Origin of the sequence: Microbacterium sp. SA156, assembly GCF_049065455.1 — a bacterium.
Taxonomy (GTDB): Bacteria; Actinomycetota; Actinomycetes; order Actinomycetales; family Microbacteriaceae; genus Microbacterium; species Microbacterium barkeri.
Genome location: NZ_JBAKGU010000007.1, coordinates 1 through 24,283, shown reverse-complemented (window position 1 = coordinate 24,283; position 24,283 = coordinate 1). Strand labels below are relative to the sequence as shown.

The window sequence follows — 24,283 nt, the reverse complement described above, 5'->3', positions numbered from 1 at the left end:
ATGTCGACCACGCGCCTGGCAGCGCTCTCGCTCGTCCTGCTCGCGGTCGGCATCGCGCTCGTCGTCGCGGCGGGCGGTCCGCCGCGACTGCTGGGTGCCGTGCTCGCGCTCGTCGGGCTCGCGGGGCTCATCACGCTCGCCCTCCGGCTCATCGAGCGCCTCGGCTCGCGCGGCGACTGAGACGAGGCGCGCTCGAGGGCGCTTCACCGGGTCAGGCTCAGCGTGCCACCGGGTCCGTTCCGGACACGCCGAAGCCCTCGACCTCCCGGAGAGTCGGCCCCGCTTCCCAGTCGCCCGGAGTCGTGCAGGCCAGCGCCCCGCAGACGTTGGCCCTCGCCAGGCGAGCGGGGGCGTCCATCCCCGCGAGCAGCGCGCTGAGGTAGCCCGCGACGAAGGCGTCCCCTGCGCCGACCGTGTCGACGACGTCGACCGCGTGTCCGCGTGCCTCGACGCGCCCCTCGGGAGAGAGCAGTGTCGCGCCCTCGGCCCCGCGCTTGACGACCACCTCGCCGACGCCCCCAGCGCGAAGTCGGCCCGCACAGCTCTCCGCGTCGCCGCCGACGGCGAGGAGCATGAGCTCGTCCTCACCCCCGAATACGAGGTCCGCACGCTCGGCGATCGACCGCAGGACCGGACCGGCGGTCTCGGGCGGCGCAAGCGCTGACCTGTAGTTGACGTCGAAGGACACCGTCACACCGGCGTCCCGCGCACGGTCGATCGCGGCCAGGAAAGCCTCCCGCGCCGTCGCGGAGATCAGCGCAGTGATGCCCGAGACGTGCAGGAGCGCGGCCTCCTCGATCCATCCCGCCGGGAGGTCTGCGGGAGCGAGGCGGGAGCCTGCGGATCCCGCGCGGTAATAGCGCACGACCGTCGAGGTCGACGACGGCCGCTCCTTCACCATGAGCCCGGTGGGTGCGCCGTCGTCCACGACGGCGCGCACGTCCACGCCCTCCGCGCGGATCTCGCGCACGACCCGCTCGCCGAGCGCGTCGTCGCCGACGCGCCCGAGCCACGACGCATCGACGCCGAGGCGCCGGAGGCCGATCGCGACATTGCTCTCGGCGCCCCCGATGCCGCACGAGAGGTCGGAGAGGTGCCGCAGCGACCCGAGCTCGCGCGTGCGCATGAGCGCCATGGTCTCGCCCAGCGTCACCACGCGAGGAGCGCCGGCTCTCATCGTGCTGCCTCGGCGCAGGCCGTCACGAAGGCCTCCGCTCGAGCGCGGAGCGCTCCGAGATCCCCTCCGCGCAGCGCGTCGCCGAGAAGCGGACCGCCGACGCTCACGGCGACGGCGCCCGCCCGCAGCCACGCGGCCGCGCTGTCTCGGTCGACGCCTCCCGACGGCACGACCTGCATGTCGGGGAACGGCCCACGGAGGTCCTTGACGTATCCCGCGCCCACCTGGCCCGCGGGGAAGATCTTCACGGCCGAGGCCCCCGCGGACCAGGAGCTCTCGAGCTCGGTCGGCGTGAGCCCGCCGGGCACGAAAGGAACCCTGACGCGCGCTGCCTCCGCCAGGAGAGCGCTCGACGTGATCGGGGTGACGATGTAATCGGCCCCCGCTTCCGCCGCCCGCCGCAGCTGCTCGCGGTCGACGACCGTGCCGACGCCGAGGTCGGCGACGTCTCCGTAGCGCTCCCGCAGGGCCGGGAGTCGCTCGATCGTGCCTGGCGTCGTGAGCGTGAGCTCGACGCTGCGGACGCCCGCGCCGAGGAGCACGTCCAGCACGCGGTCGTACTCCTCGGCAGCCGATGCACGCATCACGACGATGAGGCGGGCTGCGGCGGTGCGCGACGGGAGCGGAATCCTCTGGTCACCAGTCATGAACGGTTCCGTCCGTGAGACGGTTCACGGGCAGATACGCCTTCGTGTACGGGAAGGCCGACGCCGCCTCCTCGTCGAGCTCGACGCCCAGCCCGGGAGCCTCGCCCGGGTGCAGGAAGCCGCCGTCGAGCGTGAACGACGTCTGGAAGACCTCGAGCGTCTCGGCGTTGTGCGGCATGTACTCCTGGATCCCGAAGTTGTGGATGGCGAGGTCCAGGTGGAGCGCCGCGGCCATCCCGACGGGCGAGATGTCGGTGGGCCCGTGGATGCCCGAGCGGATGCCGTAGATCGCTGCGAAGTCGAGGAGCTTCTTCATCGCGGTGATGCCGCCGGTGTGCGTCACCGCCGAGCGCACGTAGTCGATCAGGCGCTCGGTGACGAGGGTCTGGTAGTCGTGCACGGAGTTGAACACCTCGCCGATCGCGAGGGGCGTCGTGGAGTGCTGACGGACGAGGCGCAGCGCGGTCTGGTCCTCGCCCGGCGTGCAGTCCTCGAGCCAGAAGAGCTTGTACGGCTCGATGTCCTTCGCGAATCGCGCGGCCTCGATCGGTGACATGCGATGGTGGCCGTCGTGCAGGATCCGCAGGCCGGATCCGAAATCGGAGCGGATGCGCTCGAACACCCCCGGCATATGCGCGAGGTACGCCGCGGTGTCCCAGGACTCCTCGGTCGGGGCAGACGCCGCCGTCCCGTCTGCCGCGCGCTTGGCGGGCTCGTAGTCGTAGCGGACGCCCGGCCCCGAGGTCGAGACGCCGTAGATCTGCCCGAGCCCGGGTACCCCCGTCTGCACGCGGACCGCCGTGAAGCCGAGCTCCTGATACCCCGTGATCGCGTTCGCAAGAGCCTGGTAGTCGGTTCCTGAGGCATGGGCGTAGACGCGCACTCCCGCGCGGCTCGCACCGCCGAGCAGCTGGTAGAGGGGCATGCCGGCCTTCTTGGCCTTGATATCCCAGAGCGCCATGTCGACGGCTGCGATCGCGGCCATGGTGACAGGCCCGCGGCGCCAGTACGGCCCTCGATACAGGTACTGCCAGGTGTCTTCGATCCGGTTCTCGTCGCGACCGATCAGCGTCGACGCGACGTGATCGCCGAGGTACGACGCGACCGAGAGCTCACGGCCGTTGAGGGTGGCGTCGCCCCATCCCACGACGCCGTCGCTCGTCGTGATCTTCAGGGTGACGAAGTTCCGACCGGGGCTGGTGATGATGACATCGGCTCTTTCGATGCTCACGGTGTTCCTTTCAGCGGCGTTCGACGGGGGTCAGATGGCGTCGCGCGGGTCGGTGAGGTCGCGGCCGGCGACCTCCGGCATCCAGATGGAGGCGACGAGCGCACAGAGGGTGAAGAACACGAGCATCACGATGACCGGGATGAACGAGCCGGTCGCGGCGGAGACCCAGGCCGCGGCGATCACGGGGCCGGCCCCGGTTGCCGCGATCGCTGCGATCTCGCGTGCCATCGCAGTGTAGGTGTACCGGTTCCGGGCGCCGAAGATCTCGGGCAGCGTGAGGTTCTCGAGCGAGGCGAAGCTCATCACGGCGAGGTTGTGCAGGACCACATACCCGATGAACACCAGAGGCGTGTCCTTGCTGCTGATCATGAGCATCGTCGGAACGATCACGACGAGCGCGACCACGGCCCACACCATGTACATGCGCTTGCGGCCGAAGCGGTCGCCCAGCCAGCCCGAGAGCGGCACGGTGATGAAGGCGACGAGCGACGAGACGATGACGGCGTTCACGCCGATGGAGCGGTCGAGCAGGAGCACGACGGTGATGTAGCTGATCAGGTAGGTCTGGATCATCCCGGAGTTGCCGGCCTGGCCGAAGCGCAGGAGCAGCGCGATGATGAACGCCTTGATCGGCTTGCGGTTCATCGCCTCGAGGGTGCGGATGTCGCCGGTCTCGGTCGCGAGCCGGATCGTCTCCTGCTTGGACAGCGCCTGACCGTCGACGACATCGTCGCGCTCCTCGAAGACCGGGCTCTCCTTGAGGTTGAAGCGGACCCAGACGGCGAAGAGCATGATCACGACGCTGCCGATGAACGGGATGCGCCAGGCCCAGTCGATGACCTGCTGCTCGTTGAACGCGACGAGCAGCACGGCCCAGATCGCCGACGCGAGCAGCGTGCCGCAGTTCGTGCCGAGAGCGACGAGCGACGCGATGATTCCGCGACGCTTCGCGGGGGCGTACTCCGCGAGCATGACCCCGGCCCCGGAGATCTCGGCGCCGGCACCGAAGCCCTGCGCGATGCGGAGGACGACGAGAAGGATGGGCGCGAGGATGCCGACCTGCGAGTAGGTGGGCAGGACGCCGATCAACGTGGTCGCGAGGCCCATCAGCAGGATCGTGTAGAAGAGGACCTTCGTCCGCCCGGTCTTGTCTCCGAGGCGCGCGAAGAAGAATGCGCCCACGGGGCGGGCGACGTAGCCGACCCCGTAGGTGGCCATCGCGGCGACGACGGCCATCGCCGGGTCCTCGTCGGAGAAGAACAGGTCGGCGAAGACGAGGGCCGCCGCGAGCGAGTAGAGCTGGTAGTCCATGAACTCGAGCGCCGTGCCGAGCCAGCCGGAGATGGCGGCGCGCACGAGGTCGCGAATCGACCTCTTCGCTGCGGGATCGTGGACGTCGGTCACACGCTGTGCATCTGACATTCGGGTACTCCTTTGCACCGTTTGGTCGGACGGATGTCTGGGGGTGGGTTCGGCTGGGATGCGCCGTCGCGTCAGAGCGACAGCAGGACCTTCGCGGACGCGGATGAATCGCGAGCGGTCGTGAAGGCGGAGACCGCATCGGATGCGGGGACGACATGCGTGATCACGGCATCGAGGCGACTGTCTGCGGCGAGCATCTCGATGGTCTCGTCGATCTCGTCCGAGAACCGGAATGCGCCTCGCAGGGTGAGTTCCTTCGCCAGTGCGGGAGCGAGGTTCACCTCGATGAGGGCGTCGGGCAGCATCCCGACCTGGACGACGGTGCCCGCGCGCTTCGCAGCCCGAATCGCCTGGCTGAGCGAGACGGGTGCTCCGGAGCACTCGAACACCACGTCGTACGACTCGTCCGCGACGGCGTCCCGCCCGACGAGGAGCACTTCGTGTGCGCCCAGCGCCTGAGCGCGGGCGAGCGGCTCCTCGCGGAGGTCACCGGCGGCGACGGCTTCTGCGCCGGCGCGCACCGCCGCCGCGACAACGAGGAGGCCGATCGGCCCCGCGCCGGTCACGAGGACGCGCTTGCCCGCGAGATCGCCGGCGATCCGGACGGCGTGGAGTGCGACAGCGAGCGGTTCGGCGAGCGCGCCGCGCTCGAGGGACACGCCATCAGGAAGCGGCCGGACCATGTGCTGCTCGACGATGAGGTACTCCGCAGCACCGCCCTGTCGATGCGGCAAGGCAGCGGCGCTTCCGAGGTAATCGCCCCCGGGGCGCAGGTGGGGGCGCTCCTCGAGCCCCGCGACATCCGGCCCGAACCGGGCGGGGTGGACCGTGACCCGCGTCCCCGGCTCGAGCCGGCCGGACGGGTCGAGATCGACCTCGGCAGACAGCTCGTGCCCGGGTGTGAGCGGCTCCCGGATGGCGTACTCGCCATTCGCGCCAAGGAAGTAGTAGTGGAGGTCGGACCCGCAGATGCCGACGTAGCGGACGCGGAGCCGGACCTGGCCCGTCTCGGGCCGCGGATCATCCGCTTCCTCCCAGCGGATGTCCTCGCGGGCGTGGATCGCCAGTCGCTTCATCGGCTCGTCTCCTTGATCTGCTCGGACGCGGCGACCGCGTCTCGGATGGCGGCGGCCGCGCCGTGCTCCGTGATGGTGTGCAGCAGCTCCCCGACGCGCTCGATGAACTCGTCGTGCTCGGCGAGCTCCCCGCCGAACAGGTGCAGGTCTCCGATCGCCCGTCGGGCGACCTCCCGCGCACCGCGGGCATCGGCCGCGACCGCCGCAAGCCGCGCGCGAGCTCCGTCCTTCATCGCATGGGCCTGCGAACCCGGATCGAAATGCGGCATCGGCGCGAGGCACGCGAGGTACGCGGCGACGGTGAGGGCGATCAGGTGCGGAACCGTCCCTCCCTCCAGGGCGAGCACGGCCGGGGCGGGGATGCGCTGCCGCAGCTTGACCGAGCCGTCGGTGCCGACCTGGGCGGTCCGATGCCCGAGGGCGCTGTTGCTCCAGCGCTCGAAGAGCTGCTCCTCGTACGCGTCGAGGTCGACTCCGCTCGGCGCAGTGATCGAGGGCCCGTACTCACGGCGGAGCACGGCCCGCGCCGCGACCTCGATCTCGGGGTCGGCGATCGCCTCGGCGATCGTGTCGAGGCCGCGCAACGCGCCGAGGTAGGCGATCAGCGAGTGGGTGCCGTTGAGCAGGCGGACCTTGAGGTCCTCGTATCGGCCGACCTCGTCGGTGAAGACCGCTCCGCCGACCTCCCACGCCGGGCGTCCAGCGGCGAACCGGTCCTCGATCGCCCACATCGTGAACGGCTCGGCGGGAACCGGGACCTCGTCCCAGGCGCCCAGCCGCGCGGCCACATCGTGACGCAGCTGAGCCGTGGTCGCCGGGACGATCCGGTCGACCATGCTCGAGGGGAACGCGACGGCCTGGTCGAGGAACGCGAGTGCTTCCCTGCTCTCGCGCTCGGGAAGCGCCGCAAGAAACTCGCGGACGAGGCGCTCGGTGTGTGCGCCGTTCGATGCGAGGTTGTCGCAGCTGAGCACCGTGAGGGGTGCTCCGTCCGCCGCGCGGCGCTGGATTCCCCGCGCCAGCTGCCCGATGGTCGTGCTCGGGCGTCCGCCGCGGAGGTCGGCCGTGATCGCAGGATCGTCGACGTCGAGGTGGCCCGTGGAGGGCGAGTAGCTGTACCCGTTCTCGGTGACGGTGAGCGTCACGACGCGGATGGCCGGGTCTGCGAGGTGCGAGACGACGCGCTCCGGCTCGTCTCCGGCGACGAAGACGTCTGTGTGCACGTCCGGGGTGCTCAGCGACATCCCCTGCGGCGAGATCTCCGCGACCGTGTATCGCAGATCCTGGGCGCGCATGGCGTCGGCGATCGACCGCGAGCGGGAGGCGACGCCGACGATGCCCCAGTCACCTCCCTCCGCGGCGACCGCCGCTGCCGTGTACACGGCCTGATGCGCGCGGTGGAAGTTGCCCAGGCCGAGATGGAGCACACCCGCAGGTCGCGCGATCTGCCGGCCCTCGCGCCCCAAGCGCGGTCCGGAGGCGATCATGCCGCGTTCCCGCGGCTCGGGCGCCGGACGACGACGGGATCCTCTTCGATCGACATGAGAGCCATCCTGCAGTGTTTGTACAAGCTTGTCAAGTGCTTTCATTCACGTTTCATGGGTCATCATGGATGAGGCACTCCCAGAAGAAGGACCTCCGTGACCGCCACACTGACCGATGTCGCTCGCGCCGCCGGCGTCTCTCTCGCGACGGCATCGCGCGCGTTCGGCGAGCCCGATCGGCTTGCGCGCGCGACGCTCGAACGCGTCCTCGCCGCCGCTGCCGAGCTCGGTTACGCGAACGCGAACGCGAACGGCGGCGAGAGGGCTTTCGGCGCCCTGGTGCCCGACGTCGCGAGCCCCGTCTACGCGACGCTCCTCAAGGGGATCCATGCGCAGGCCTGGCACGGACGCCACCGAGTTGTGCTGTTCGACACGGACGAGGACGTGCACCGGGAGCGGGAGCAGATCGAACGCGCCCGCCGCCTGAACGGCATCCTGCTGTGCTCCCCGCGCCTTCCGGATGATGAGATCCGCGAGCTCATCGGCGACACGCCTGCCGTCGTCGTCAACCGCGTCATCGAGGGCGTGCCGTCGGTGGTCATGGACACCGAGAACGGGCCGCGACAGGCTGTCGAGCACCTGGCGGCCCTTGGTCACCGTCACATCGCGTACGCGGCTGGTCCGCGCCTGTCCTGGGCCGACATCCGCCGCGGGGACGCGATCGCGCGAGCCTGCGAGCGCCAGGGCGTGCGCCTTACGCGACTCAATCACCAGTCGGCGTCCATCCAGGGCGGCCGGGCAGCGGCGGCACCGGCACTCGCGAGCGGCGCGACCGCGGTGATCGCGTACAACGACCTCATCGCGCTCGGCATCGATGCGGGGATCGCGGATCTCGGCAGGAGCTGCCCCGAGGATCTCAGCATCGTCGGTGTCGACGACATCGAGATGGCGTCGGCCAGGCAGCCCGGGCTGACGACCGTGCGCCTTGCGATCGGCCGTTGCGGCTCGCTCGCCGTCGAGGTGCTGCTCGAGGCGATGTCGGGCGGCACGGCGCGCGAGCTCGCGAGCCTCGATTCGCAGCTCATCGTCCGAGGGTCCACCGCGCCGCCGCCATCGCCTACGCGAGATTCCTCCGCGCCGGCGGGCTGAGACGAGGCGCGTGAGCGCCGGCGCTTCACCGCGCCGCCCGCGGTGCGGGATGCTGTCGTCATGCGCCCGCAACGCCTCCCCTCCGGGATCGCCCGTCTCGGCCTTCCGCGGGATGTGCTGAGATCGAGCGGGGCCGACCGCGTGACGCACGTCGAGCTCTTCTTCGACCTCGTGTTCGTCTTCGCGCTCACCCAGCTCTCGAGCTACCTCTTCGATCACCGAGAGCTCCTCGGCGCGCTCGAGGGCGCCATCCTGCTCTGCGCCGTGTGGTGGACCTGGGTCTCGACGACGTGGGTGACGAACACGCTCGACCCGGCGAAGCTCCCCGTGCGCGTCGCGGTGATCGCCCTCGCATTCCTCGCCCTGCTCATGGCCGTGGCGACCAAGGAGTCGTTCGGCGACCGCACCTGGACCTTCGCCGTCGCGTATGTCGCCCTGCAGCTGGGCCGCACGGCCTTCATCGTGTGGGCGACGATGCGGCATGACCGTCGGATCGCGCACGACTTCACGTGCATCCTCATCTGGACCGCGGCGGGATCCGTGCTGTGGATCGTCGGCGCCCTCCTCCCCCTGCCCGCGCAGCTGCCCCTGTGGATCGCCGCCCTCGGCCTCTAGCTCGTCGGCACCGTTCTGGGGTTCCGCGTACCGGGATGGGGCGGCGTCTCCCTCGAGCGCTGGGACCTCTCCGGCGCGCACATCGCCGAGCGCACGTCTCTCTTCGTGCTCATCGCGATCGGCGAAGGCCTTCTCGTCACCGGCTTCGCCTTCGTCGCGAAGGAGTCATCGCCGGAGAGCGTGATCGCGATGGCCTGCGCATTCGTCACGGCTGCCGCGACCTGGTGGATCTACTTCGATCACGGTGAGCGGGTGGGAGCCGAGGCGATGGAGGAGTCGGATGCTCCCGGGCGCCTCGCCCGCATCGTCTACACCTGGGTGCACCTGCTCATCGTCGGCGGCATCGTGATGCTGTCGGTCGGCGACAAGCAGGCGCTCTCGCATCCGCACGAGCACGGTGCGGTCAGTGCGCTCACGACCACGACCGGTCCGTTCCTCTTCCTCGTCGGGACGGTGGTCTTCCGCAGGCTGCTCGAAGGGCGGATGCCCAGGGCTCAGCTCGCAGGAGCGGTCGCCATGGCCGGGGTGTGGGTCTTCGGGCTCTTCGCGAGCGCGCTGACGACCACGGTGGTCGTCACCGCCGTGCTCGTCGCGGTCGCCGCGGGCGAGACGATCGAACGCGTGCGCCGCGGTCGACGCGCAGGCGGCTGACGCGGGCGCACTTCTCCCCCGGGCGCCGTTCTGCCACGGCGCCCGCCTCACCGAGCGTCGTGCCCGGCGCCGAGGCGCTGCCGCCCGCGCCGGGTGTCGATCCTGCGCCGAAAGCCGCGCCCCTGCCTGCCCCGTCGGCGCCAATCGGCACACTCGCGCCCGGGACTCAACGCGGCCGCGACAGATCCGCGATCGTCGGCTACGCTGTCCGCGGCGGATGTTTGCGCAACCATGATGCGCCATCCGCTGTCACCCATGGCGCGACGCTGCGCCAGAATGGAGTACTGATCGATGAAGAGAGCACTCGGGATCGCGGTAGCGGCCGGCCTGCTGCTGAGCGGAGGCGTCGCCGCCAGCGCGACCGCCGCCCCGACGAGCGGACCCAAGGGGACGAGCGAGTTCCGCGGCGTCAACTGGGCCGACCCTCGCGACAACTACGCGGACGACGAGGTCGTGCCATCCGGTCTCAGCACCGCGGACGACTACCGGACGACGTATGAGAAGGCGTCGGACATCGTGTCGGAGTTCCGACACGAGCTGCGCGCGAACACCGTGCGCCTGCCGATCAACCCGTCCAGCGTCGGAACGGAGTGGTGGGACTCGTACCGCGGCGCGATCGACGCGGCCACCCGCCACGGCTTCGACGTCATCCTCAGCTACTGGGAGGCCGACAACGCGAAGGATGGCCGAGCCGACGACCCGGCTGCGTTCGATGAGATGTGGGACACGGTTGTCGACGCGTACGAGCGCAATCCGCACGTGTACTTCGAGGTGATGAACGAGCCGTTCGGCTACTCGCTCGACGAGTGGGTCGATCTGAACGTCGACTGGCTGGAGGAGCACTCCGACGTGCCCCGCTCGCGCGTGATCGTCTCGGGAACGGGCTACAACGACGACGTCACCGGCGTCGGCGCGGCCGAGGAGCTCGAGGGCACGCTCCTGTCGCTGCACTTCTACGGCTTCTGGGCGGATCACACGACCGAGGAGGAGTGGAAGCAGAACCTGCTGCCGCGGATCGGCGAGTACGGATGGCGCACGCTCGTGAGCGAGGCCGGCTCGCCGATGACGACGGGGCTGAACTACGGCAACCACACGGGCGACGTGTCCACGTCGTACCTCGGCGCGCTCACAGAGGTGACCCGCGACCAGGGAATGGGCGTCGTCTACTGGCCGGGCCTGCGCACGAACGACTCGTACACGCTCACCGAGCTCGTCGGCGACGGCGACCTCGAGGTGACGAACGAGTCCGGGCTCGCCCAGCTGCAGTGGGGCTGGGGCCTGCTGAAGGACGAGCAGCTCAACGACCTCCCGCCCGCCCCTCCCGGCGAGCCGATCGTGAGCGAGCAGCACGGCGTCTGCATCGACGTGCCCGGCGCCTCGTCCACCCCCGGGACGATGCTGGGCCTGTGGAACTGCAACGGCGGCGCGAACCAGTCGTTCCACGCGACGCCCGAGGGCGAGGTCACGGTCTACGGCGACATGTGCGTCGATGTGGCGGGCGCGCTCGCCGTCGGAAGCGGCCTGTCGATCGAGGACTGCTCCGGCGAGTCGACCCAGTTCTGGGAGTTGCGAGCAGACGGCACCATCGCGAGCCTTGCCGATCCGACGCTGTGCGTCGCGACCTCGGAGACGGAGTGGTCGCTCGCGCTCGAGACCTGCGACGCGACGAGCGCGACCCAGCGCTGGAGCCGCGGCTGACGCCATCCGATCGAGCCTGACGCCATCCGCGCGCGGCGCAGGCAGCGCCCCGGGAACGACCCGCGTCCCGGGGCGCTGCCGTTGGGCCTCGCATGTCTCACTCGCCGCGACCATCTGCCCGCCATTCCCGCGCGAAGCGAGACATGGATCCCGGTCGGCCGCCGGAACGAGGCGGGTCTGGGCCAGGTCACGGGACACGAGGCTCCAGCGACGAGGGCCTCGGTATGACGAGGGGCCCGCGACGGCGGCCCGGCATGACGAAGGCTCCGGAGAGGACGACGCTCGCGACGCGACGGGCTCCCGGACACGACGAAGCCCCCGCCGGAGCGGGGGCTTGATCTGTAGCAGGAGCGGGGCTTGAACCCGCGACCTCACGATTATGAGTCGTGCGCTCTCACCAACTGAGCTACCCTGCCGCGATGCATCCGTGGATGCTGCGAGCCCCGAGTCAGGATTGAACTGACGACCCCTTCCTTACCATGGAAGTGCTCTGCCACTGAGCTATCGGGGCGTGCTACCTTCAGCAGGCAACCAGAAGAGAATACCATCTCCGCGCGGCGACTTCGAACCGACGACCGCCGCGCGCGTCGGTCACTCCGCCGTGATCTCCGAGCCGAGGAGATCCGTGAGAGCGGCCTCCGCAGCGGCCTCCTCTTCCTTCGAGTAGCGCGTGTTCGCATGCTCCTGGAGCCACGGCAGCGGGTCGGTGGTCTTCCCGTTGATGATGATCTCGAAGTGCATGTGCGCGCCGTACGAGCGGCCCGTGTTGCCCGTGAGGCCGACGACGTCGCCGGTCTCCACGCGCTGGCCCTGCGTCACCTTCAGCGAGCCGTACTGCATGTGCGCATAGTGGCTCGTGACGACCTGGCCGTCGATGACGTGGTCGATGTAGACGGTCACGCCGTAGGCGCCACCCGACTCGGTCGCGATGCGCACGACGCCGTCGGCGATCGCCTGGACGGGAGCGCCGTCACCTGGTGTGAAGTCGACGCCCTCGTGCATGCGGCCCCAGCGCGGCCCGTAGCCCGAGCTCATGCTCGTGCCGACCGCGAACGGCCACTGGATGTCGGCCGACGCATCGTTCGTGAAGAACGCGCCGGCCGTGCTGATGCCATCCGCCGACGCGAGGGTCGGGAGGGTCTCTGCCGAGTACCCCTGGGCACGCGTGACATCGGCGTTCTGCACCTCGGAGGAGGCGACGAAGGCCTGGATCTCCTCATCCTCGAGGTCCTGCGCGTCGCTGCCTGCGGCGATCGAGACGGTGGCCGCCACGTTCGCGGCGCCGCCCTGCGCGAGGGCGCCGAGCGGCGTGGTCATGCCGACGGCGAGGAGGCCGATGACGCCCATCGCGCCGATCGACGCCGCAGCGGTCGCGACGCGACGGAAGGCGAGCCCACGACGCGGAGCGACGTGGGCCTCCTGCGCGGGAGCCTCCGGCGCAGGCTCGGGAGCCTCCGCGGCGGGAGCGACGGAGACGGGCGTCTCGCCCGTGAAGTGGAGGGCACGCGCGGCGGCGAGGAACTCGTCGTCCTCAGCCGTGGGGATGGCGCCGGTGGCGGGAGCGGAGCTCGCCACCTGCTCGGCGACCTTGAGGGCCTCGCCGAAGTCGGCGTCGCCGTCGTGGATGATCTCGGGGGCGGGGGTGGCCGAGGCGAGTTCACGCAACCGGCGACGCGTCAGCGGCGGCTCGGGAAGAGTCGTCTCCACATCGTCAGCACGCGTCGTCGCACCCTGCGGGTCTGGCATGGACGTCGCGCGGAGGTCGCGACGCGAGCGGCGCTGGGGCGCAGCTTCAGCCATGGGTGTGTCGAGCGGCAAGGAGGAGTGCTTTCCGTAGGTCGCTGCGGGGGAACAGCGAGAAACGTGATCGGGGCGATCGGTCACTCCGCAAGATCGGGCTGCGAAAGTAACGATCCGGTAACCAACGTAGCGGATGTTCTCTGGGAGCGCCATCCACGGCGGGAGGTTGGGGACGAATCTAACCGACCGAGCACCCTGTGCACGAATCGACGAGAACGCCCGACCCGCACTCAGCTGGCGAGCACCTCGACGAGCCGGTCGTACACGGCCGCACTCGCGGCGACCATCATCCGGCGACCCCAGGCGTCCGTCTCGAACCACCCGAGACGCCCGCCGGCCTCGGTCACGAGGAGCGAACCCGCCGCCATGTCCCACGGCTTCAGGCCGCGCTCGTAGTAGGCGTCCAGACGCCCAGCCGCCACGTACGCGAGGTCCAGAGAGGCCGCCCCCGCACGGCGGATGTCGCGCGCGATGGGCATGACGCGCCGCAGCTCGTCGAGAGCGCTCGCATGCGTCTCGGGGTCGTATCCGAAGCCCGTCGCGACGAGCGCGCCCGCGGGCGCCTCCGCCGTCACGGAGAGCCGCCGGTCTCCCACGAACGCGCCGTGCCCCCGCGCGGCGGAGAACATCTCGCCCAGAGCGGGCGCCGCGACCGCGCCCGCGATGACCTGCCATCCGAGCGGGTCGGCGGGCCCGGTCACCGCGGCGATGCTCACGCCGTAGGCCGGCTGCCCGAACGCGTAGTTGACGGTCCCGTCGATCGGGTCGACGACCCACGTCACCTCGGAGGCGCCGGTGCCACCGCCCGACTCCTCCCCCAGGAACCCGTCGTCCGGACGCGCCTCGGCGAGGCGGGAGCGGATGAGCGCCTCGACCTCGCGGTCGGCCTCGGTGACGATGTCGGCGAGGGTCGATTTGCTCGCGGCGATGGCCACGCCCTCATCGCGGCGGCGCTTCGCGAGCTCACCCGCCTCGCGGGCGATGTCGATGGCGAGGTCGCGCAGGTCGAGTTCGAGAGTCATCCCTCCACGCTATCCGCGCGCGCTGGCCGGATGGCGACGGCGCCGTGAACGGGCGGCTCCCGCCTTCAGCGGGGGCCGTCAGGACACGGGCGGGACGGGCGGGAGCGGCGGACGCGGCGGCACCTCGGCTTCGCCGGATGCGGCGGGAGTCTGCGGATAGGTCGGGTACCCGGTGTAGTACGCGTTCCAGTCGGGCGATCCGTCGGGCAGCACAGGAAGCGGCGTCACGCCGTCGTAGTACGTCGGCCACGCGGGAGGCGCGTAGCCCTGTGCCTGCGGATGGCCCTGCGGCTGCGCGTACGGCTGCGGCTGGACCTGCGCGTACCCCTGCGCGGAGGCCGGACCCATCGGGCGCGGCTTCCGCGGCGCGAAGAGGGCGTTGAGCAGCGGCAGGAGCGTCGTGCCGACGGCCGCGAGGATGGCGAGGGACACGACGATCCGCCAGTACAGTTCGCCGAAGTGGAAGCTGTCGGGGAACGTGAAGAAGAAGACGAGCATTCCGACGAGCACGACGAGGAAGACCGTCGTCGCGATCGCGATGATCCGCGTGAACGTCGTCACGTGGCGCTCGTGGGCTCGCCAGAAGAGGCGCTGGTGCAGCAGCGCGAGCTGGAGCACGCCGATCACGAGGACGAGGTGGAAGAACCGCTCGATCCCCTCCGCACCGTATCCGTACTCGAAGTAGTCGTCAGACTCCCACCCGCGGGGCACCACGTCGAGCCAGATCTTCACGGCGCCCACGAGCAGGACGACGACCCACGAGATCATGCTCGCGAGCGCGAACCAATCCGGACGCCGCGGCGCGAGGTTCGCGTCGAGCAGCACGACCCCGGCGAAGCCCGCCAGGAGGAGCACCGTGAGGAACGCCTTGCCGATGATGCCGTTCTGGTCGCCGACGAGCACCCACACCACGCAGATGAGGGCGGCCGCGATGAGCGCGCCGATCGCGATCCAGATGGCGCCCTTGATGAGCTTCGACATCGGACGATCGCCCGGCGCGACAGCCTGCTGCGGCTGATCGTGAGGCGGGTACGGTGCAGACATCTGGTCCCCCTTCGGCGGAGCCGGCGCTCCGATGTCGTCATCATTCCACGGCGGGCGGGCGCCCTCCCCGACCGTCGCCGAACCGTGAGCAACGCGCCCGAGAGGCGCTTGCCATCCGGCGATTTCACCTTGCCCGTCTCACGGGGTAATATCGTTACTCGCGCATCCGGTCGTCTGGTGAAAGTCGGGCGGGCGCGCACTGGCAAGTTGCCCGAGCGGCCAAAGGGAGCTGACTGTAAATCAGCCGCGTCATGCTTCGGGGGTTCGAATCCCTCACTTGCCACCCACGGAGAAGGCCCCCGCGAGAGCGGGGGCCTTCTCCGTTTCTCCCGCTCAGCCCAGGCAGCGCCCGGTGGACACCGCCTCGGTCGCTCCGGGAAGCGCGTCGAGCACGGGCTGCAGCTCGGCGTTCGACATCGCGTAGCCGATCTCCGGACGCGCCTCGTCGCGGGCGAAGACGACCCCGGCGACGGTTCCGTCCTCGCTGAGCAGCGGACCGCCGGAGTTGCCGGGGGCGACCTCCGCCTCGAGCGCGTAGATCGCCCGCTCGGTCGCGCGCTCACCGTAGATGTCCTCGATGAGCGCGGGGCCGCTCGCCGCGATGCCGGCCGAGACGGTGCGAAACGGCCCACCGTACGGGTATCCCTGCACGGCCCCGGCGTCACCCGCCTGCACGCTGTCGTCGAGCGCGAGCGGCGCGGCCTCGACGTCGACGGCGATCACCGCGAGGTCGTCGATCGGATCGAAGTACACGATCCGGCCGTCACGGGCCGGTTCGCCGGGAAGCTCGACCATGGGCGTCTCGACCCCCGCCACGACGTGGGCGTTCGTGACGATCCGGTCCTCGGCGACGACGAAGCCGGTTCCGCTGGGCCGCGTGCTGCAGGCGGCGGCCACGCCCGACACCCTGGCCACCGACTCAGCGGCCGCGGCGAGCGCGGGGTTCTCGAGATCCGCGCTGCCGGGGTCCGCCGCGTCGGGTAGGTCGCTGAGGAGCCCGTCGATCGTCGGCAGCACCGTCTCGCCGAGGATGGCCGAGCGGAGCCGCGCCATGGCCTCGGACAACGGAGCCGGAGTGAGCGCGTCGATGGTCCGCAGCAGCGACGAGGACGCGACCGACGACGACACGACGGGGATGCCGGCGGACGCGATCCCCGCTCCGGTGAGCGACACCGCGAGCGTGCCGGCGACGAGCCCGAGCGCGCCGCCGAGCAGCCGCTCGAGCGCGCGAAGGCGCAGCCTGTCAGCACCGCGCCGGATGACCCCGCCGATCGCGACCCCGAGGCTCGCGCCGAGCGCGAGCAGGAGGATCGCGCTTCCGATCACGGCCAGCCCGCGCCATCCCTCATCCGGCACGGCGGCGGCGACGAGGGGCAGGACCCACGGAGCCGCGACGCCCGCCGCGACGAGTCCGCACAGGGCGCCGAGCGCGGCGAAGAGGCCCGCGCGCAGTCCCGACAGGAGCGCGCCGAGGAGCAGCACGACGATCAGCACGTCGACGACCGAGGGCATGTCGTCCTCCTCCCCCACGCGTCGACCGCGTGTCGCCCTCAGGCTACGCACGGCACCTCTGCCTCGGCCGGGAGCGCGCTCGATGCGGCACGCGCGCTTCCGCCAGGAAGGTGCGGACCGGGACCCCCGCATCGCGCCCTCCGCCCCGATCCCGCGCGAGGATGGAATCCATCGACGCCCGTCAGGCGTCGACAGACCGCATCACAGGAGATCGCATGCTCACTGTCAACGCCTACGCGGCGCCATCCGCGACCGAGCCGCTCGTCCCGACCACCATCGAACGACGGGATGTCGGGCCGAAGGACGTCCTCATCGCCATCCGCTACGCCGGCATCTGCCATTCCGACATCCACACGGTCCGCGGCGACTGGGGACCGATCACCTACCCGCAGGTCGTCGGCCACGAGATCGTCGGCGAGGTCGTGGAGGTCGGCTCCGACGTCGTCAAGCACGCCGTCGGCGACCGCGTCGGGGTCGGCTGCATGGTCGACTCGTGCCGCGAGTGCGAGAACTGCCAGGCCGGCATGGAGAACTACTGCCTCGCCGGCAACACGCAGACGTACGCGTCGGTCGACCGCGACGGCACGATCACGCAGGGCGGGTACTCGACGCACGTCGTCGTCGACGAGGACTTCGTCCTGAAGGTGCCCGAGGCCATCCCGTACGAGGCGGCAGCGCCGCTGCTGTGCGCGGGCATCACGACCTACTCGCCGCTCGCCCACTGGAATGCGGGCCCCGGCAAGCGCGTCGCGGTCGTCGGCATGGGCGGTCTCGGCCACATGGCCGTCAAGATCGCCGCCGCGATGGGCGCCGAGGTGACGGTGCTCTCGCGCACCCTCGACAAGAAGGATGACGCCCTGCGCTACGGAGCGACGGATCACTTCGCGACCGCCGACCCCGCGACCTTCGCCGAGCTGCGCAACCGGTTCGATCTCATCGTCAACACCGTCAGCGCGCCGCTCGACCTCGACCGCTACCTCTCGCTGCTCCGTCTCGACGGCACGATGGTCAACGTCGGCGCACCGCCCGAGCCCCTCGCTCTGCACGTCTTCACGCTGTTCGGCAACCGCCGCTCGTTCGCGGGATCGAGCATCGGCTCGATCGCGGAGACCCAGGAGATGCTCGACTTCTGCGCCGAGCACGGCATCGCGCCCGAGATCGAGCTGATCCCGGCCGAGCAGATCAACGAGGCGTACGAGCGCGTGCTCTCGAGCGACGTGCGGTACCGCTTCGTCATCGACAGCTCGACGCTGTAGGTCAGGGCGGAAAGCGCCCGTTCCGGATGGTCGCGGCCGCGACACCGGGACGGGCGCCTTCTGCGGATGGGATGGTCGTCAGCGCGTGAGCTCGCGCACTGCCGCCACGACCGCGTCGGGGCGCTCGCTCGCGATGTAGTGCGCGGCGTCCTCGACCCAGATGGCCACGAGGTCGTCGGCGCGATCTCCGACATCATCAGTGCGGGCGGCGCGCATGATCGGGTCGCGAGCGCCGAGGAGGATGCGCGTCGGCACCGTCAGACGGCGCCCTCTTCCCAGCGCTGCCATCGTCATCATCCCCGGGAGCACGAGGCTGCGATACGTGCGCGCGAGTGCCCGTGCACGGACGGGGTCGCGCAGCGGCGCGAGGAAGCATTCGAGGTCGTCGACGTCGCACCCGCCGAGGCCGGGCGCATACCCCTCGATCATGTAGCGCACGAGCCGCTGCCGCCCGCCCGCGATCAGCCGGGGCCCGAACGGCGAGATGATCACCTGCTGGAACCAGGCCCGCCACAGCTGGAGCGCCATCTTCGGCGTGATCCCGCTCCACGGATGCGGGCTCCCGAGCGCCGTGAGGCTCGCGAGCCGATCCGGATGGTCGAACGCGAGACGCCAGCCGAGGAACGCGGAGTAGTCGTGCACGACGAGGTGCACACGCTCGATGCCGAGCGCGTCGAGCAGAGCGAGGACGTCCGCCGTCTGCTGGGCCTCGTCGTACCCGTGATCGGGAGCGTCCGACCATCCCGCTCCCCTCAGATCGGCCGCGATCACGCGATGATCGGCGGCCAGCTCGGGGATCACACGGCGGTACTCCCACCAGTGCTGGGGCGAGCCGTGCAGGAGGAGCACCGGCACGCCGGCGCCCGCCTCGGCGACGTGCAGCGCGAGCGCGTCGCCGTGCTCGTGCACCTGGACCATGCGATGCGTCACGTCGGCCAGGTCCGGCATGCGCAGTTCGAGAGCGCTCATGGCCGCATGTTACTACGATCGTAGTACCAACGCCATGACTACCCTGGAGCGCGATGGCACGCACGCGAGAGCTCGTCGTCGAGGCGGCGATCGCCCTCCTCGGCGAGGAGGGGATGCGCTCCTTCACGCATCGGAGGGTGGATCGGCGGGCGCGCCTGCCCGAGGGCAGCACATCGAACTACTTCCGCACCCGGGAGGCGCTTCTCGCGGGAGTCGTCGACGGCATCGTCGCGTCCGAGCTCGACACCGCCGAGCCCCTGCCCGGCGACCCCGACGCCTTCGTCGATGCCCTCGCCGGAATGGTCGAGTTCATCACGGGCCCCCGACGAACGCACACCATCGCCCGCCACGCGCTCTTCCTCGAGGCGTCGCACGACCCCGAGCTCAGCGCGAAGCTGTCGTCGTCGCGCGAGCGCTATGTCGCGGTCGTGTCCGACGCGGTCGCCCGGCTGGGCGCACGCGATCCCGACGCGGCGGCGGCCGCCGTGATGAGCGTGTGCGAGGGACTGATCCTGCACCGCATCGCCCGCGGCGACACGAGCGACCCGCGGCCGGCGATCGCGGTGGCGATCCGCGGAGCGCTCGCGGACTGAATCAGCGCGGGGCGAACCCGAGGATCCGGTCGTCCTCCGGGCGCGGCTCGCCGCGACCGTCGGTGTTGTTCGTCAGCACCCACAGCTCTCCGTCGGGCGTCACCACGACGTCGCGCAGGCGCCCCTCCTCGGCGACGAGGTGCTCGATCGAGGACGCCGGGTCGGCCAGCGGAACCTCGCGCAGGCGCTCGCCCCGCAGGTTGGCGATATAGAGGGTGTCGCCCGCGATCGCGATGCCGCTCGGGCTCGCGTCGGCCGGCGCCCACTGCTGCACGGGGTCGATCAGGCCCGCGCGACCGGCCGCGCCCTCGACGTCGGGCCATCCGTAGTCTCCGCCCGGCTCGATGACGTTGAGCTCGTCCCACGTGTCCTGGCCGAACTCGCTCGCGTACATCGTGCCGTCCTGCGCCCACGCGATGCCCTGCGGGTTCCGATGCCCGATGCTGTAGACGAGCGATCCGGGGAACGGGTTGTCGGCCGGCACGTCGCCGTCGGGCGTCATCCGGAGGATCTTGCCCGAGAGCGCCTCCCGATCGCGCGCGCTCGACCGATCGCCCGCATCGCCGACTGTGGCGTAGAGCATGCCGTCGGGACCGAAGGCGATGCGCCCGCCGTTGTGGTTGCCGGCGGCGGGGATCCCCGCGAGCACCTCCTGGCCCGGGCCGAACGCGAGCGGGTCGCCGTCGAGCGGAAAGCGCTCGATGCGGTTCTCCCCCGCCGCGGTGAAGTAGGCGTACAGCAGCCCGTCGTGCACCGCGATGCCGAGGAGACCGCCCTCGCCTCCCGCGCGGACCCCGGGGATGACGCCGACCTCGCGCACGCCGCCCTCGCTGTCGAGCTCGAGGATGCGCCCGCTGTCGCGCTCGCTCACGAGCGCCGTCGCGCCCAGGAACGCGACCGACCAGGGCACGTCGAGTCCCTCGGCGACCACGCGGCGCTCATCGAGCACGAGGGCGGATGGCTGCGGCGAGGGCTTCGCGGATGGCGCGCGTGACGGCGATCCGGAGTCCAAGGGCGCGGATGGCGATGGCGGGGTCGATGCGGAGCTCGCCGGCGCCGTCCGGCCCTCCCCGTTCGGAGGCGACGACGGCCCGCATGCGGCGAGCGCGACGGCCGTGACGGCGATCGCCACTCCTGCGACGATCCTGCGCGCCGACAGCCGGCCCCTGCGCGCCTCACGCGCCCTGGCCATCCGCTCGCTCATCGTCGGCCTCGCTCGCGCGTCTCCTGCTCAGCGCACGCGCGGCGTCCGCGTCGACCACAGCGCGAGGGCGACGAGAAGCGGCTGGAAGAAGAGGCGCGCGAAGCGCTTGCCGTCGGTGTCGAGTCCGAACGCGCTCCGGCGATGCCGCCACTGCGCGATGTTGCCCGGGAAGACGGCGACGAAGAAGAGTGCCGCGAGCGTGCCGACCCGGCGGCGTCGACGGCGGGCGAAGAGCAGCGCTGCTCCGAGACCGACCTCGACGACGCCCGAGGCCACGACCGTCGTGTCGGGGTCGAGCGGCACGAAGTCGGGCACCTGTGCGCGGAACTCCTCCCGCGCGACGGTGAGGTGCGCGACGCCCGCGAATGCGAGCGCCGAGCCGAGGAAGAGGCGGCCGATCGTGCGGATGGGCGTGCTCATGCGGCGAGTCTAGGCGCGCCAGCGGACGTCAGGCCGCTTCCTCCAGAACCCGCTCGACGAACGCCCGCGAGCGCCGCGCCGTGCCGTCGATCTTCATGTCGACGCTCGCGCGGTACTCGTTCGGGGCGAGCGGCAGCGCGAGACGCACGTTCTCGTGGCACGAGAGGTCGGCGCAGATGTATGTGCCGACGCTGTCGCCCTTCTGCCCCGCACGGCCCGCCTTGCGCGCCGTGAACATCGTCACCTGGTTGCCGGGCTGCATCGTGCGGCAGATGTTGCAGATGCCGTGTCGCGCGCCCGAGGTCGTTGAGGCCGCCCGCAGCACGACGCCGGTCGGCTCGCCGTCGATCTCGGCCACGATGTACCCGCGGCTGTGGGTGTGCGGATCGCGCCAGGCGAGGAAGTCGAGGTGGTCCCACTCGGTGAGCGGGAAGTCGTGGGGAAGCTCGACGAGCTCGAGCTCACGGTCGTCCGCGTTCACGAACGACTCGAGGACATCCTTCTCTGTCAGCGGGCGCATGGCCATCCTCCTCGCCGTGTTCTCGCGGGCCATTCTACGAAGCCCCGCGCCGCCCGGGATCGGGTGAGTAGGCTTTTCGACATGGCCGACAGCTCATTCGACATCGTCTCCAAGATCGACCGCCAGGAGGCGGACAACGCGCTCAACCAGGCACGCAAGGAGGTCGAGCAGCGCTACGACTTCAAGGGCACCGGCGCCTCCATCGAGTGGAGCGGCGAGGCCATCCTCATCAAGGCGGACAGCGAGGACCGTGCGAAGGCCGTGCTCGACGTCTTCCAGTCCAAGCTCATCAAGCGCGGCATCTCGCTCAAGAGCCTTGAGTCGGGCGACCCCGTCGCGAGCGGCAAGGAGTACCGCATCACCTCCACGCTCAAGGAGGGGATCTCGCAGGAGAACGCGAAGAAGATCGGCAAGATCATCCGCGACGAGGGTCCCAAGGGCGTGAAGTCGCAGATCCAGGGCGACGAGCTGCGCGTGTCGTCGAAGAGCCGCGACGACCTGCAGGAGGTCATCCGTCTCCTGAAGGCCGCCGACCTCGACATCGACCTCCAGTTCATCAACTACCGCTGAACCTGAGGGCTTCCTGAACCCGCGTCATGGATGGGCCGCTCGGCGGTCTCATCGACGGGGGCTCCGACGCAGGTCGGGTCCCTGCGGGGGCGGGGCTTCTGGGGAGCACCGCCTCCGCTCCGGGGGATGCGCGCAGGAATGCGGATCGGCCCGGCACCTCGAAGGCGCCGGGCCGATCGCGTCTCAGTCCCGCGGCGGCGTGGACGGCGGGTTCGCCGTGCCGCCCGGGTAGGACGGTCCCGATCCCGGCGAGCCGGGGTGCTGCGGCCCCGCATATCCCTGCTGCGGCGGATACGGCGCACCGGGTCGGGGCGCGAGCCCGCGCGCCGCGCGCTCCTCGTCCGCGCGCAGGATGCCGTTCTTCACGGCCGTCCGCATGATCAGGTACCCCACCCACAGCATGAGCGCCAGGATCCCGAGGTAGATGACGAGCCCCAGGATCATCATCCCCACGCCGAGCCCGGCCATCCATCCGTAGTCGTCGTTGTACATCGCGTCCCCCTTCATCCGCGGACTTGTCTGCAAGCACAGTATCGAGCGGCGGCCGCCCGCACATCAGGGAGAGGTGCCCCAGGCCGCGCTCAGCGCCGGATGCTAGAGTCGGGATCTGCGCGACCCGAGTGTCGCGCGTCGTCGTGTCTTGATCGCGCGGAGGGACTCCCCCGCCGCGCCTCGCGAACATCCTGCCGCGGCGAACGGATCCGGCATCCGCCGAGTTCGCCATCTGCCGTCGTGCCCCGCGATCAGCGTGTTCCCCTGCACGACGGCCCCTTCTCGAAAGCAGTCATCTGTGACCACTGCGACCACGCAGCCCGAGACCACCTTCGCCGACCTCGGCGTCCCCGCGCACCTCATCGAGGTGCTCGTCGCCGAGGACCGCCCGACCCCCTTCCCCATCCAGCGCGAGACGCTGCCCTCCACCCTCGCCGGCCGCGACGTGCTCGGCCGCGGCAAGACCGGCTCGGGCAAGACGCTCGCGTTCGCCATCCCGCTCGTCGCGCGCCTCTCGGCCGCGAAGCCGAAGCGCATCGCCGGGCGCCCGTCGGGCCTCGTCCTCGCCCCGACCCGCGAGCTCGCGACCCAGATCGCGCGCGTCGTCACGCCGCTCGCGAAGGCCTCCGGCCTCACCGTCGCCGTCGTGTTCGGCGGGGTCTCGCAGAAGCCGCAGGAGGCCGCGTTCCGCGCCGGCGTCGACATCGTCGTCGCCTGCCCCGGCCGCCTCGAGGACCTCATGAGCCAGGGCGTCGTCAACCTCGACCGCGTCGCGGTGACCGTGCTCGACGAGGCCGACCACATGGCCGACCTGGGCTTCCTGCCCGGCGTCACGCGCATCCTCGCGAAGACGCCTGCCGGCGGTCAGCGGATGTTCTTCTCCGCGACGCTCGACAACGGCGTGGACAAGCTCGTCGCGCGATTCCTCAAGGACCCGGTGCGCCACTCGATCGACCCGGCCGAGTCGCCGGTCCCCGCGATGACGCACCACGTCTTCGAGGTCGACGACGAGGACAAGACCGAGCTCGTCCGGACCCTCGCGTCGGGCGTCGCGCGCCGCATCCTCTTCACCCGCACCAAGCACCAGGCGAAGAAGCTCGCCAAGCAGCTCACGGCGCGCGGCATCCCCGCGGTCGACCTGCACGGCAACCTGTCGCAGAACGCCCGCGACCGCAACCTCGCGGACTTCTCGTCGGGCCGCGTCCGCGTGCTCGTCGCGACGGATGTCGCCGCGCGCGGCGTGCACGTCGACGGCGTCGACCTCGTGGTCCACGTCGACCCGCCCGCCGAGCACAAGGCGTACGTCCACCGCTCGGGCCGCACCGCACGCGCGGGCTCGGCCGGCGACGTCGTCACGGTCATGCTGCCCGCGCAGCGCCAGGACACCAAGCAGCTGCTGCGCAAGGCGGGCATCGCCGCGCAGCCGCAGCGCGTCACGCCCGAGAGCGCTGCCGTCACGGCCCTCGTCGGCGAGGTCGCTCCGCGCGTCGCACCGGTCCCGGGCGGCCCGGGGTCGGGCAATGCTCCCGCGCCGTCGGCTCCCGGCACGTCGCAGGGGGCGAACGCCCGCCGCAAGCGCGCGGCCCGCGAGGGTCAGGGCGGCCAGCAGCCGGCCGAGCGTCACGGATCCAGCCTACGGCTCCCCGCCGACATCGCGCTGTGACCCTCGATCGGCGCTCACGCGGCGAGGGCGGCCGCGATCGCGTCGTCGGCCATGCCGCGCGCGAGCAG

General features: G+C 70.9%; 21 protein-coding genes, 3 tRNA genes and 2 pseudogenes. 9 read left to right on the top strand and 17 right to left on the bottom strand.

Features of this window, described 5'->3' with window-relative positions:
- Entirely contained in the window at positions 1-180 is a 180-nt protein-coding gene (locus ACOWU6_RS08285; RefSeq protein WP_421075395.1) for a hypothetical protein, read from the top strand.
- Between the two features lie 37 nt (positions 181-217).
- Here ACOWU6_RS08285 and ACOWU6_RS08280 read toward each other — a convergent pair whose 3' ends face one another.
- The 6 genes from ACOWU6_RS08280 to ACOWU6_RS08255 all read right to left on the bottom strand — a co-directional run bounded on the left by ACOWU6_RS08280 (position 218) and on the right by ACOWU6_RS08255 (position 7,040).
- Complete coding sequence (locus ACOWU6_RS08280) at positions 218-1,177, bottom strand: sugar kinase (RefSeq protein WP_421075394.1); 960 nt, start codon at positions 1,175-1,177, stop codon at positions 218-220.
- Positions 1,174-1,824 carry a bifunctional 4-hydroxy-2-oxoglutarate aldolase/2-dehydro-3-deoxy-phosphogluconate aldolase gene (locus ACOWU6_RS08275; protein ID WP_421075393.1) on the bottom strand — a complete coding sequence of 217 codons (651 nt, stop codon included), beginning with the start codon at positions 1,822-1,824 and terminating at the stop codon, positions 1,174-1,176. The genes ACOWU6_RS08280 and ACOWU6_RS08275 overlap by 4 nt, the downstream gene beginning before the upstream one ends.
- Positions 1,814-3,055 (bottom strand): D-mannonate dehydratase ManD, encoded by a 1,242-nt coding sequence (manD, locus tag ACOWU6_RS08270; RefSeq protein WP_421075392.1) that lies wholly within the window; start codon positions 3,053-3,055, stop codon positions 1,814-1,816. Before manD ends, ACOWU6_RS08275 begins: the two co-directional genes overlap by 11 nt.
- A 30-nt stretch (positions 3,056-3,085) precedes the next feature.
- Positions 3,086-4,477, bottom strand: a complete 1,392-nt coding sequence (locus ACOWU6_RS08265) for an MFS transporter (protein WP_421075391.1) — start codon at positions 4,475-4,477, stop codon at positions 3,086-3,088.
- Positions 4,478-4,548: 71 nt separating this feature from the next.
- On the bottom strand, positions 4,549-5,553 hold the full coding sequence (locus tag ACOWU6_RS08260) for an L-idonate 5-dehydrogenase (RefSeq protein ID WP_421075390.1): 1,005 nt from the start codon (positions 5,551-5,553) through the stop codon (positions 4,549-4,551).
- Positions 5,550-7,040: a mannitol dehydrogenase family protein gene (locus ACOWU6_RS08255; RefSeq protein ID WP_421075389.1), complete on the bottom strand. Its 1,491-nt coding sequence runs from the start codon at positions 7,038-7,040 to the stop codon at positions 5,550-5,552. The genes ACOWU6_RS08260 and ACOWU6_RS08255 overlap by 4 nt, the downstream gene beginning before the upstream one ends.
- Positions 7,041-7,193: 153 nt before the next feature.
- On the opposite strand from ACOWU6_RS08255, the gene ACOWU6_RS08250 reads away from it, so the two are divergent.
- From ACOWU6_RS08250 to ACOWU6_RS08240, 3 genes and pseudogenes are all read left to right on the top strand, one after another.
- Positions 7,194-8,186 carry a LacI family DNA-binding transcriptional regulator gene (locus ACOWU6_RS08250; RefSeq protein WP_421075388.1) on the top strand — a complete coding sequence of 331 codons (993 nt, stop codon included), beginning with the start codon at positions 7,194-7,196 and terminating at the stop codon, positions 8,184-8,186.
- Between the two features lie 60 nt (positions 8,187-8,246).
- Positions 8,247-9,452: pseudogene (locus tag ACOWU6_RS08245) on the top strand (low temperature requirement protein A).
- 291 nt (positions 9,453-9,743) lie between these two features.
- Complete coding sequence (locus tag ACOWU6_RS08240) at positions 9,744-11,150, top strand: ricin-type beta-trefoil lectin domain protein (RefSeq protein ID WP_421075387.1); 1,407 nt, start codon at positions 9,744-9,746, stop codon at positions 11,148-11,150.
- A 342-nt stretch (positions 11,151-11,492) separates the two neighbouring features.
- On the opposite strand, the gene ACOWU6_RS08235 is transcribed toward ACOWU6_RS08240, so the two are convergent.
- The 5 genes from ACOWU6_RS08235 to ACOWU6_RS08215 all read right to left on the bottom strand — a co-directional run bounded on the left by ACOWU6_RS08235 (position 11,493) and on the right by ACOWU6_RS08215 (position 15,016).
- Positions 11,493-11,566, bottom strand: a tRNA-Met gene (locus tag ACOWU6_RS08235).
- 23 nt (positions 11,567-11,589) lie between these two features.
- A tRNA-Thr gene (locus ACOWU6_RS08230) sits at positions 11,590-11,661 on the bottom strand.
- 80 nt (positions 11,662-11,741) lie between these two features.
- Positions 11,742-12,815 carry a M23 family metallopeptidase gene (locus ACOWU6_RS08225; RefSeq protein ID WP_421075386.1) on the bottom strand — a complete coding sequence of 358 codons (1,074 nt, stop codon included), beginning with the start codon at positions 12,813-12,815 and terminating at the stop codon, positions 11,742-11,744.
- Between the two features lie 365 nt (positions 12,816-13,180).
- A complete protein-coding gene (locus ACOWU6_RS08220; RefSeq protein WP_421075385.1) occupies positions 13,181-13,972 on the bottom strand; it encodes an inositol monophosphatase family protein in 792 nt (263 codons plus the stop codon).
- Positions 13,973-14,050: 78 nt separating this feature from the next.
- Complete coding sequence (locus ACOWU6_RS08215; RefSeq protein WP_421075384.1) at positions 14,051-15,016, bottom strand: hypothetical protein; 966 nt, start codon at positions 15,014-15,016, stop codon at positions 14,051-14,053.
- A gap of 201 nt (positions 15,017-15,217) precedes the next feature.
- Here ACOWU6_RS08215 and ACOWU6_RS08210 point away from each other — a divergent pair.
- Positions 15,218-15,299, top strand: a tRNA-Tyr gene (locus ACOWU6_RS08210).
- A gap of 50 nt (positions 15,300-15,349) precedes the next feature.
- Here ACOWU6_RS08210 and ACOWU6_RS08205 read toward each other — a convergent pair.
- The gene (locus ACOWU6_RS08205) at positions 15,350-16,528 is read right to left on the bottom strand and encodes a MarP family serine protease (protein WP_421075383.1); all 1,179 of its coding nucleotides are present in this window, start codon (positions 16,526-16,528) and stop codon (positions 15,350-15,352) included.
- A 215-nt stretch (positions 16,529-16,743) separates the two neighbouring features.
- On the opposite strand from ACOWU6_RS08205, the gene ACOWU6_RS08200 reads away from it, so the two are divergent.
- The gene (locus ACOWU6_RS08200) at positions 16,744-17,784 is read left to right on the top strand and encodes an NAD(P)-dependent alcohol dehydrogenase (protein ID WP_421075382.1); all 1,041 of its coding nucleotides are present in this window, start codon (positions 16,744-16,746) and stop codon (positions 17,782-17,784) included.
- 78 nt (positions 17,785-17,862) lie between these two features.
- On the opposite strand, the gene ACOWU6_RS08195 is transcribed toward ACOWU6_RS08200, so the two are convergent.
- Positions 17,863-18,753, bottom strand: coding sequence for an alpha/beta fold hydrolase (locus ACOWU6_RS08195; RefSeq protein ID WP_421075381.1), 891 nt, complete (start codon positions 18,751-18,753; stop codon positions 17,863-17,865).
- 53 nt (positions 18,754-18,806) lie between these two features.
- On the opposite strand from ACOWU6_RS08195, the gene ACOWU6_RS08190 reads away from it, so the two are divergent.
- Positions 18,807-19,346 carry a TetR/AcrR family transcriptional regulator gene (locus tag ACOWU6_RS08190; protein ID WP_421075380.1) on the top strand — a complete coding sequence of 180 codons (540 nt, stop codon included), beginning with the start codon at positions 18,807-18,809 and terminating at the stop codon, positions 19,344-19,346.
- A 1-nt stretch (position 19,347) separates the two neighbouring features.
- On the opposite strand, the gene ACOWU6_RS08185 is transcribed toward ACOWU6_RS08190, so the two are convergent.
- The 3 genes from ACOWU6_RS08185 to ACOWU6_RS08175 are packed head-to-tail and all read right to left on the bottom strand — an operon-like array spanning position 19,348 to position 21,490.
- Positions 19,348-20,538 carry a PQQ-dependent sugar dehydrogenase gene (locus ACOWU6_RS08185; protein ID WP_421075379.1) on the bottom strand — a complete coding sequence of 397 codons (1,191 nt, stop codon included), beginning with the start codon at positions 20,536-20,538 and terminating at the stop codon, positions 19,348-19,350.
- A gap of 39 nt (positions 20,539-20,577) precedes the next feature.
- Positions 20,578-20,970: a DoxX family protein gene (locus ACOWU6_RS08180; protein ID WP_271173679.1), complete on the bottom strand. Its 393-nt coding sequence runs from the start codon at positions 20,968-20,970 to the stop codon at positions 20,578-20,580.
- 28 nt (positions 20,971-20,998) lie between these two features.
- Positions 20,999-21,490, bottom strand: coding sequence for an FBP domain-containing protein (locus ACOWU6_RS08175; protein WP_271173680.1), 492 nt, complete (start codon positions 21,488-21,490; stop codon positions 20,999-21,001).
- An 81-nt stretch (positions 21,491-21,571) separates the two neighbouring features.
- Between ACOWU6_RS08175 and ACOWU6_RS08170 the strand changes: the two genes are divergently transcribed.
- Complete coding sequence (locus ACOWU6_RS08170; protein ID WP_271173681.1) at positions 21,572-22,060, top strand: YajQ family cyclic di-GMP-binding protein; 489 nt, start codon at positions 21,572-21,574, stop codon at positions 22,058-22,060.
- Between the two features lie 183 nt (positions 22,061-22,243).
- Here ACOWU6_RS08170 and ACOWU6_RS08165 read toward each other — a convergent pair whose 3' ends face one another.
- Positions 22,244-22,567, bottom strand: a complete 324-nt coding sequence (locus ACOWU6_RS08165) for a hypothetical protein (RefSeq protein ID WP_271173682.1) — start codon at positions 22,565-22,567, stop codon at positions 22,244-22,246.
- Between the two features lie 283 nt (positions 22,568-22,850).
- Here ACOWU6_RS08165 and ACOWU6_RS08160 point away from each other — a divergent pair.
- Positions 22,851-24,179 (top strand): annotated as a pseudogene (locus ACOWU6_RS08160) (DEAD/DEAH box helicase); the annotation flags it as partial.
- Positions 24,180-24,283 lie beyond the last annotated feature (104 nt).

Coding starts and splice junctions, on each gene's coding strand:
- ACOWU6_RS08275 (WP_421075393.1), bottom strand. CDS start 1,824: ATGACTGGTGACCAGAGGATTCCGCTCCCGTCGCGCACCGCCGCAGCC.
- ACOWU6_RS08195 (WP_421075381.1), bottom strand. CDS start 18,753: ATGAGCGCTCTCGAACTGCGCATGCCGGACCTGGCCGACGTGACGCAT.
- ACOWU6_RS08255 (WP_421075389.1), bottom strand. CDS start 7,040: ATGATCGCCTCCGGACCGCGCTTGGGGCGCGAGGGCCGGCAGATCGCG.
- ACOWU6_RS08215 (WP_421075384.1), bottom strand. CDS start 15,016: ATGTCTGCACCGTACCCGCCTCACGATCAGCCGCAGCAGGCTGTCGCG.
- ACOWU6_RS08175 (WP_271173680.1), bottom strand. CDS start 21,490: ATGCGCCCGCTGACAGAGAAGGATGTCCTCGAGTCGTTCGTGAACGCG.
- ACOWU6_RS08280 (WP_421075394.1), bottom strand. CDS start 1,177: ATGAGAGCCGGCGCTCCTCGCGTGGTGACGCTGGGCGAGACCATGGCG.
- ACOWU6_RS08165 (WP_271173682.1), bottom strand. CDS start 22,567: ATGAAGGGGGACGCGATGTACAACGACGACTACGGATGGATGGCCGGG.
- ACOWU6_RS08170 (WP_271173681.1), top strand. CDS start 21,572: ATGGCCGACAGCTCATTCGACATCGTCTCCAAGATCGACCGCCAGGAG.
- ACOWU6_RS08220 (WP_421075385.1), bottom strand. CDS start 13,972: ATGACTCTCGAACTCGACCTGCGCGACCTCGCCATCGACATCGCCCGC.
- ACOWU6_RS08285 (WP_421075395.1), top strand. CDS start 1: ATGTCGACCACGCGCCTGGCAGCGCTCTCGCTCGTCCTGCTCGCGGTC.
- ACOWU6_RS08265 (WP_421075391.1), bottom strand. CDS start 4,477: ATGTCAGATGCACAGCGTGTGACCGACGTCCACGATCCCGCAGCGAAG.
- ACOWU6_RS08190 (WP_421075380.1), top strand. CDS start 18,807: ATGGCACGCACGCGAGAGCTCGTCGTCGAGGCGGCGATCGCCCTCCTC.
- ACOWU6_RS08200 (WP_421075382.1), top strand. CDS start 16,744: ATGCTCACTGTCAACGCCTACGCGGCGCCATCCGCGACCGAGCCGCTC.
- ACOWU6_RS08205 (WP_421075383.1), bottom strand. CDS start 16,528: ATGCCCTCGGTCGTCGACGTGCTGATCGTCGTGCTGCTCCTCGGCGCG.
- ACOWU6_RS08260 (WP_421075390.1), bottom strand. CDS start 5,553: ATGAAGCGACTGGCGATCCACGCCCGCGAGGACATCCGCTGGGAGGAA.
- ACOWU6_RS08185 (WP_421075379.1), bottom strand. CDS start 20,538: ATGGCCAGGGCGCGTGAGGCGCGCAGGGGCCGGCTGTCGGCGCGCAGG.
- ACOWU6_RS08240 (WP_421075387.1), top strand. CDS start 9,744: ATGAAGAGAGCACTCGGGATCGCGGTAGCGGCCGGCCTGCTGCTGAGC.
- ACOWU6_RS08180 (WP_271173679.1), bottom strand. CDS start 20,970: ATGAGCACGCCCATCCGCACGATCGGCCGCCTCTTCCTCGGCTCGGCG.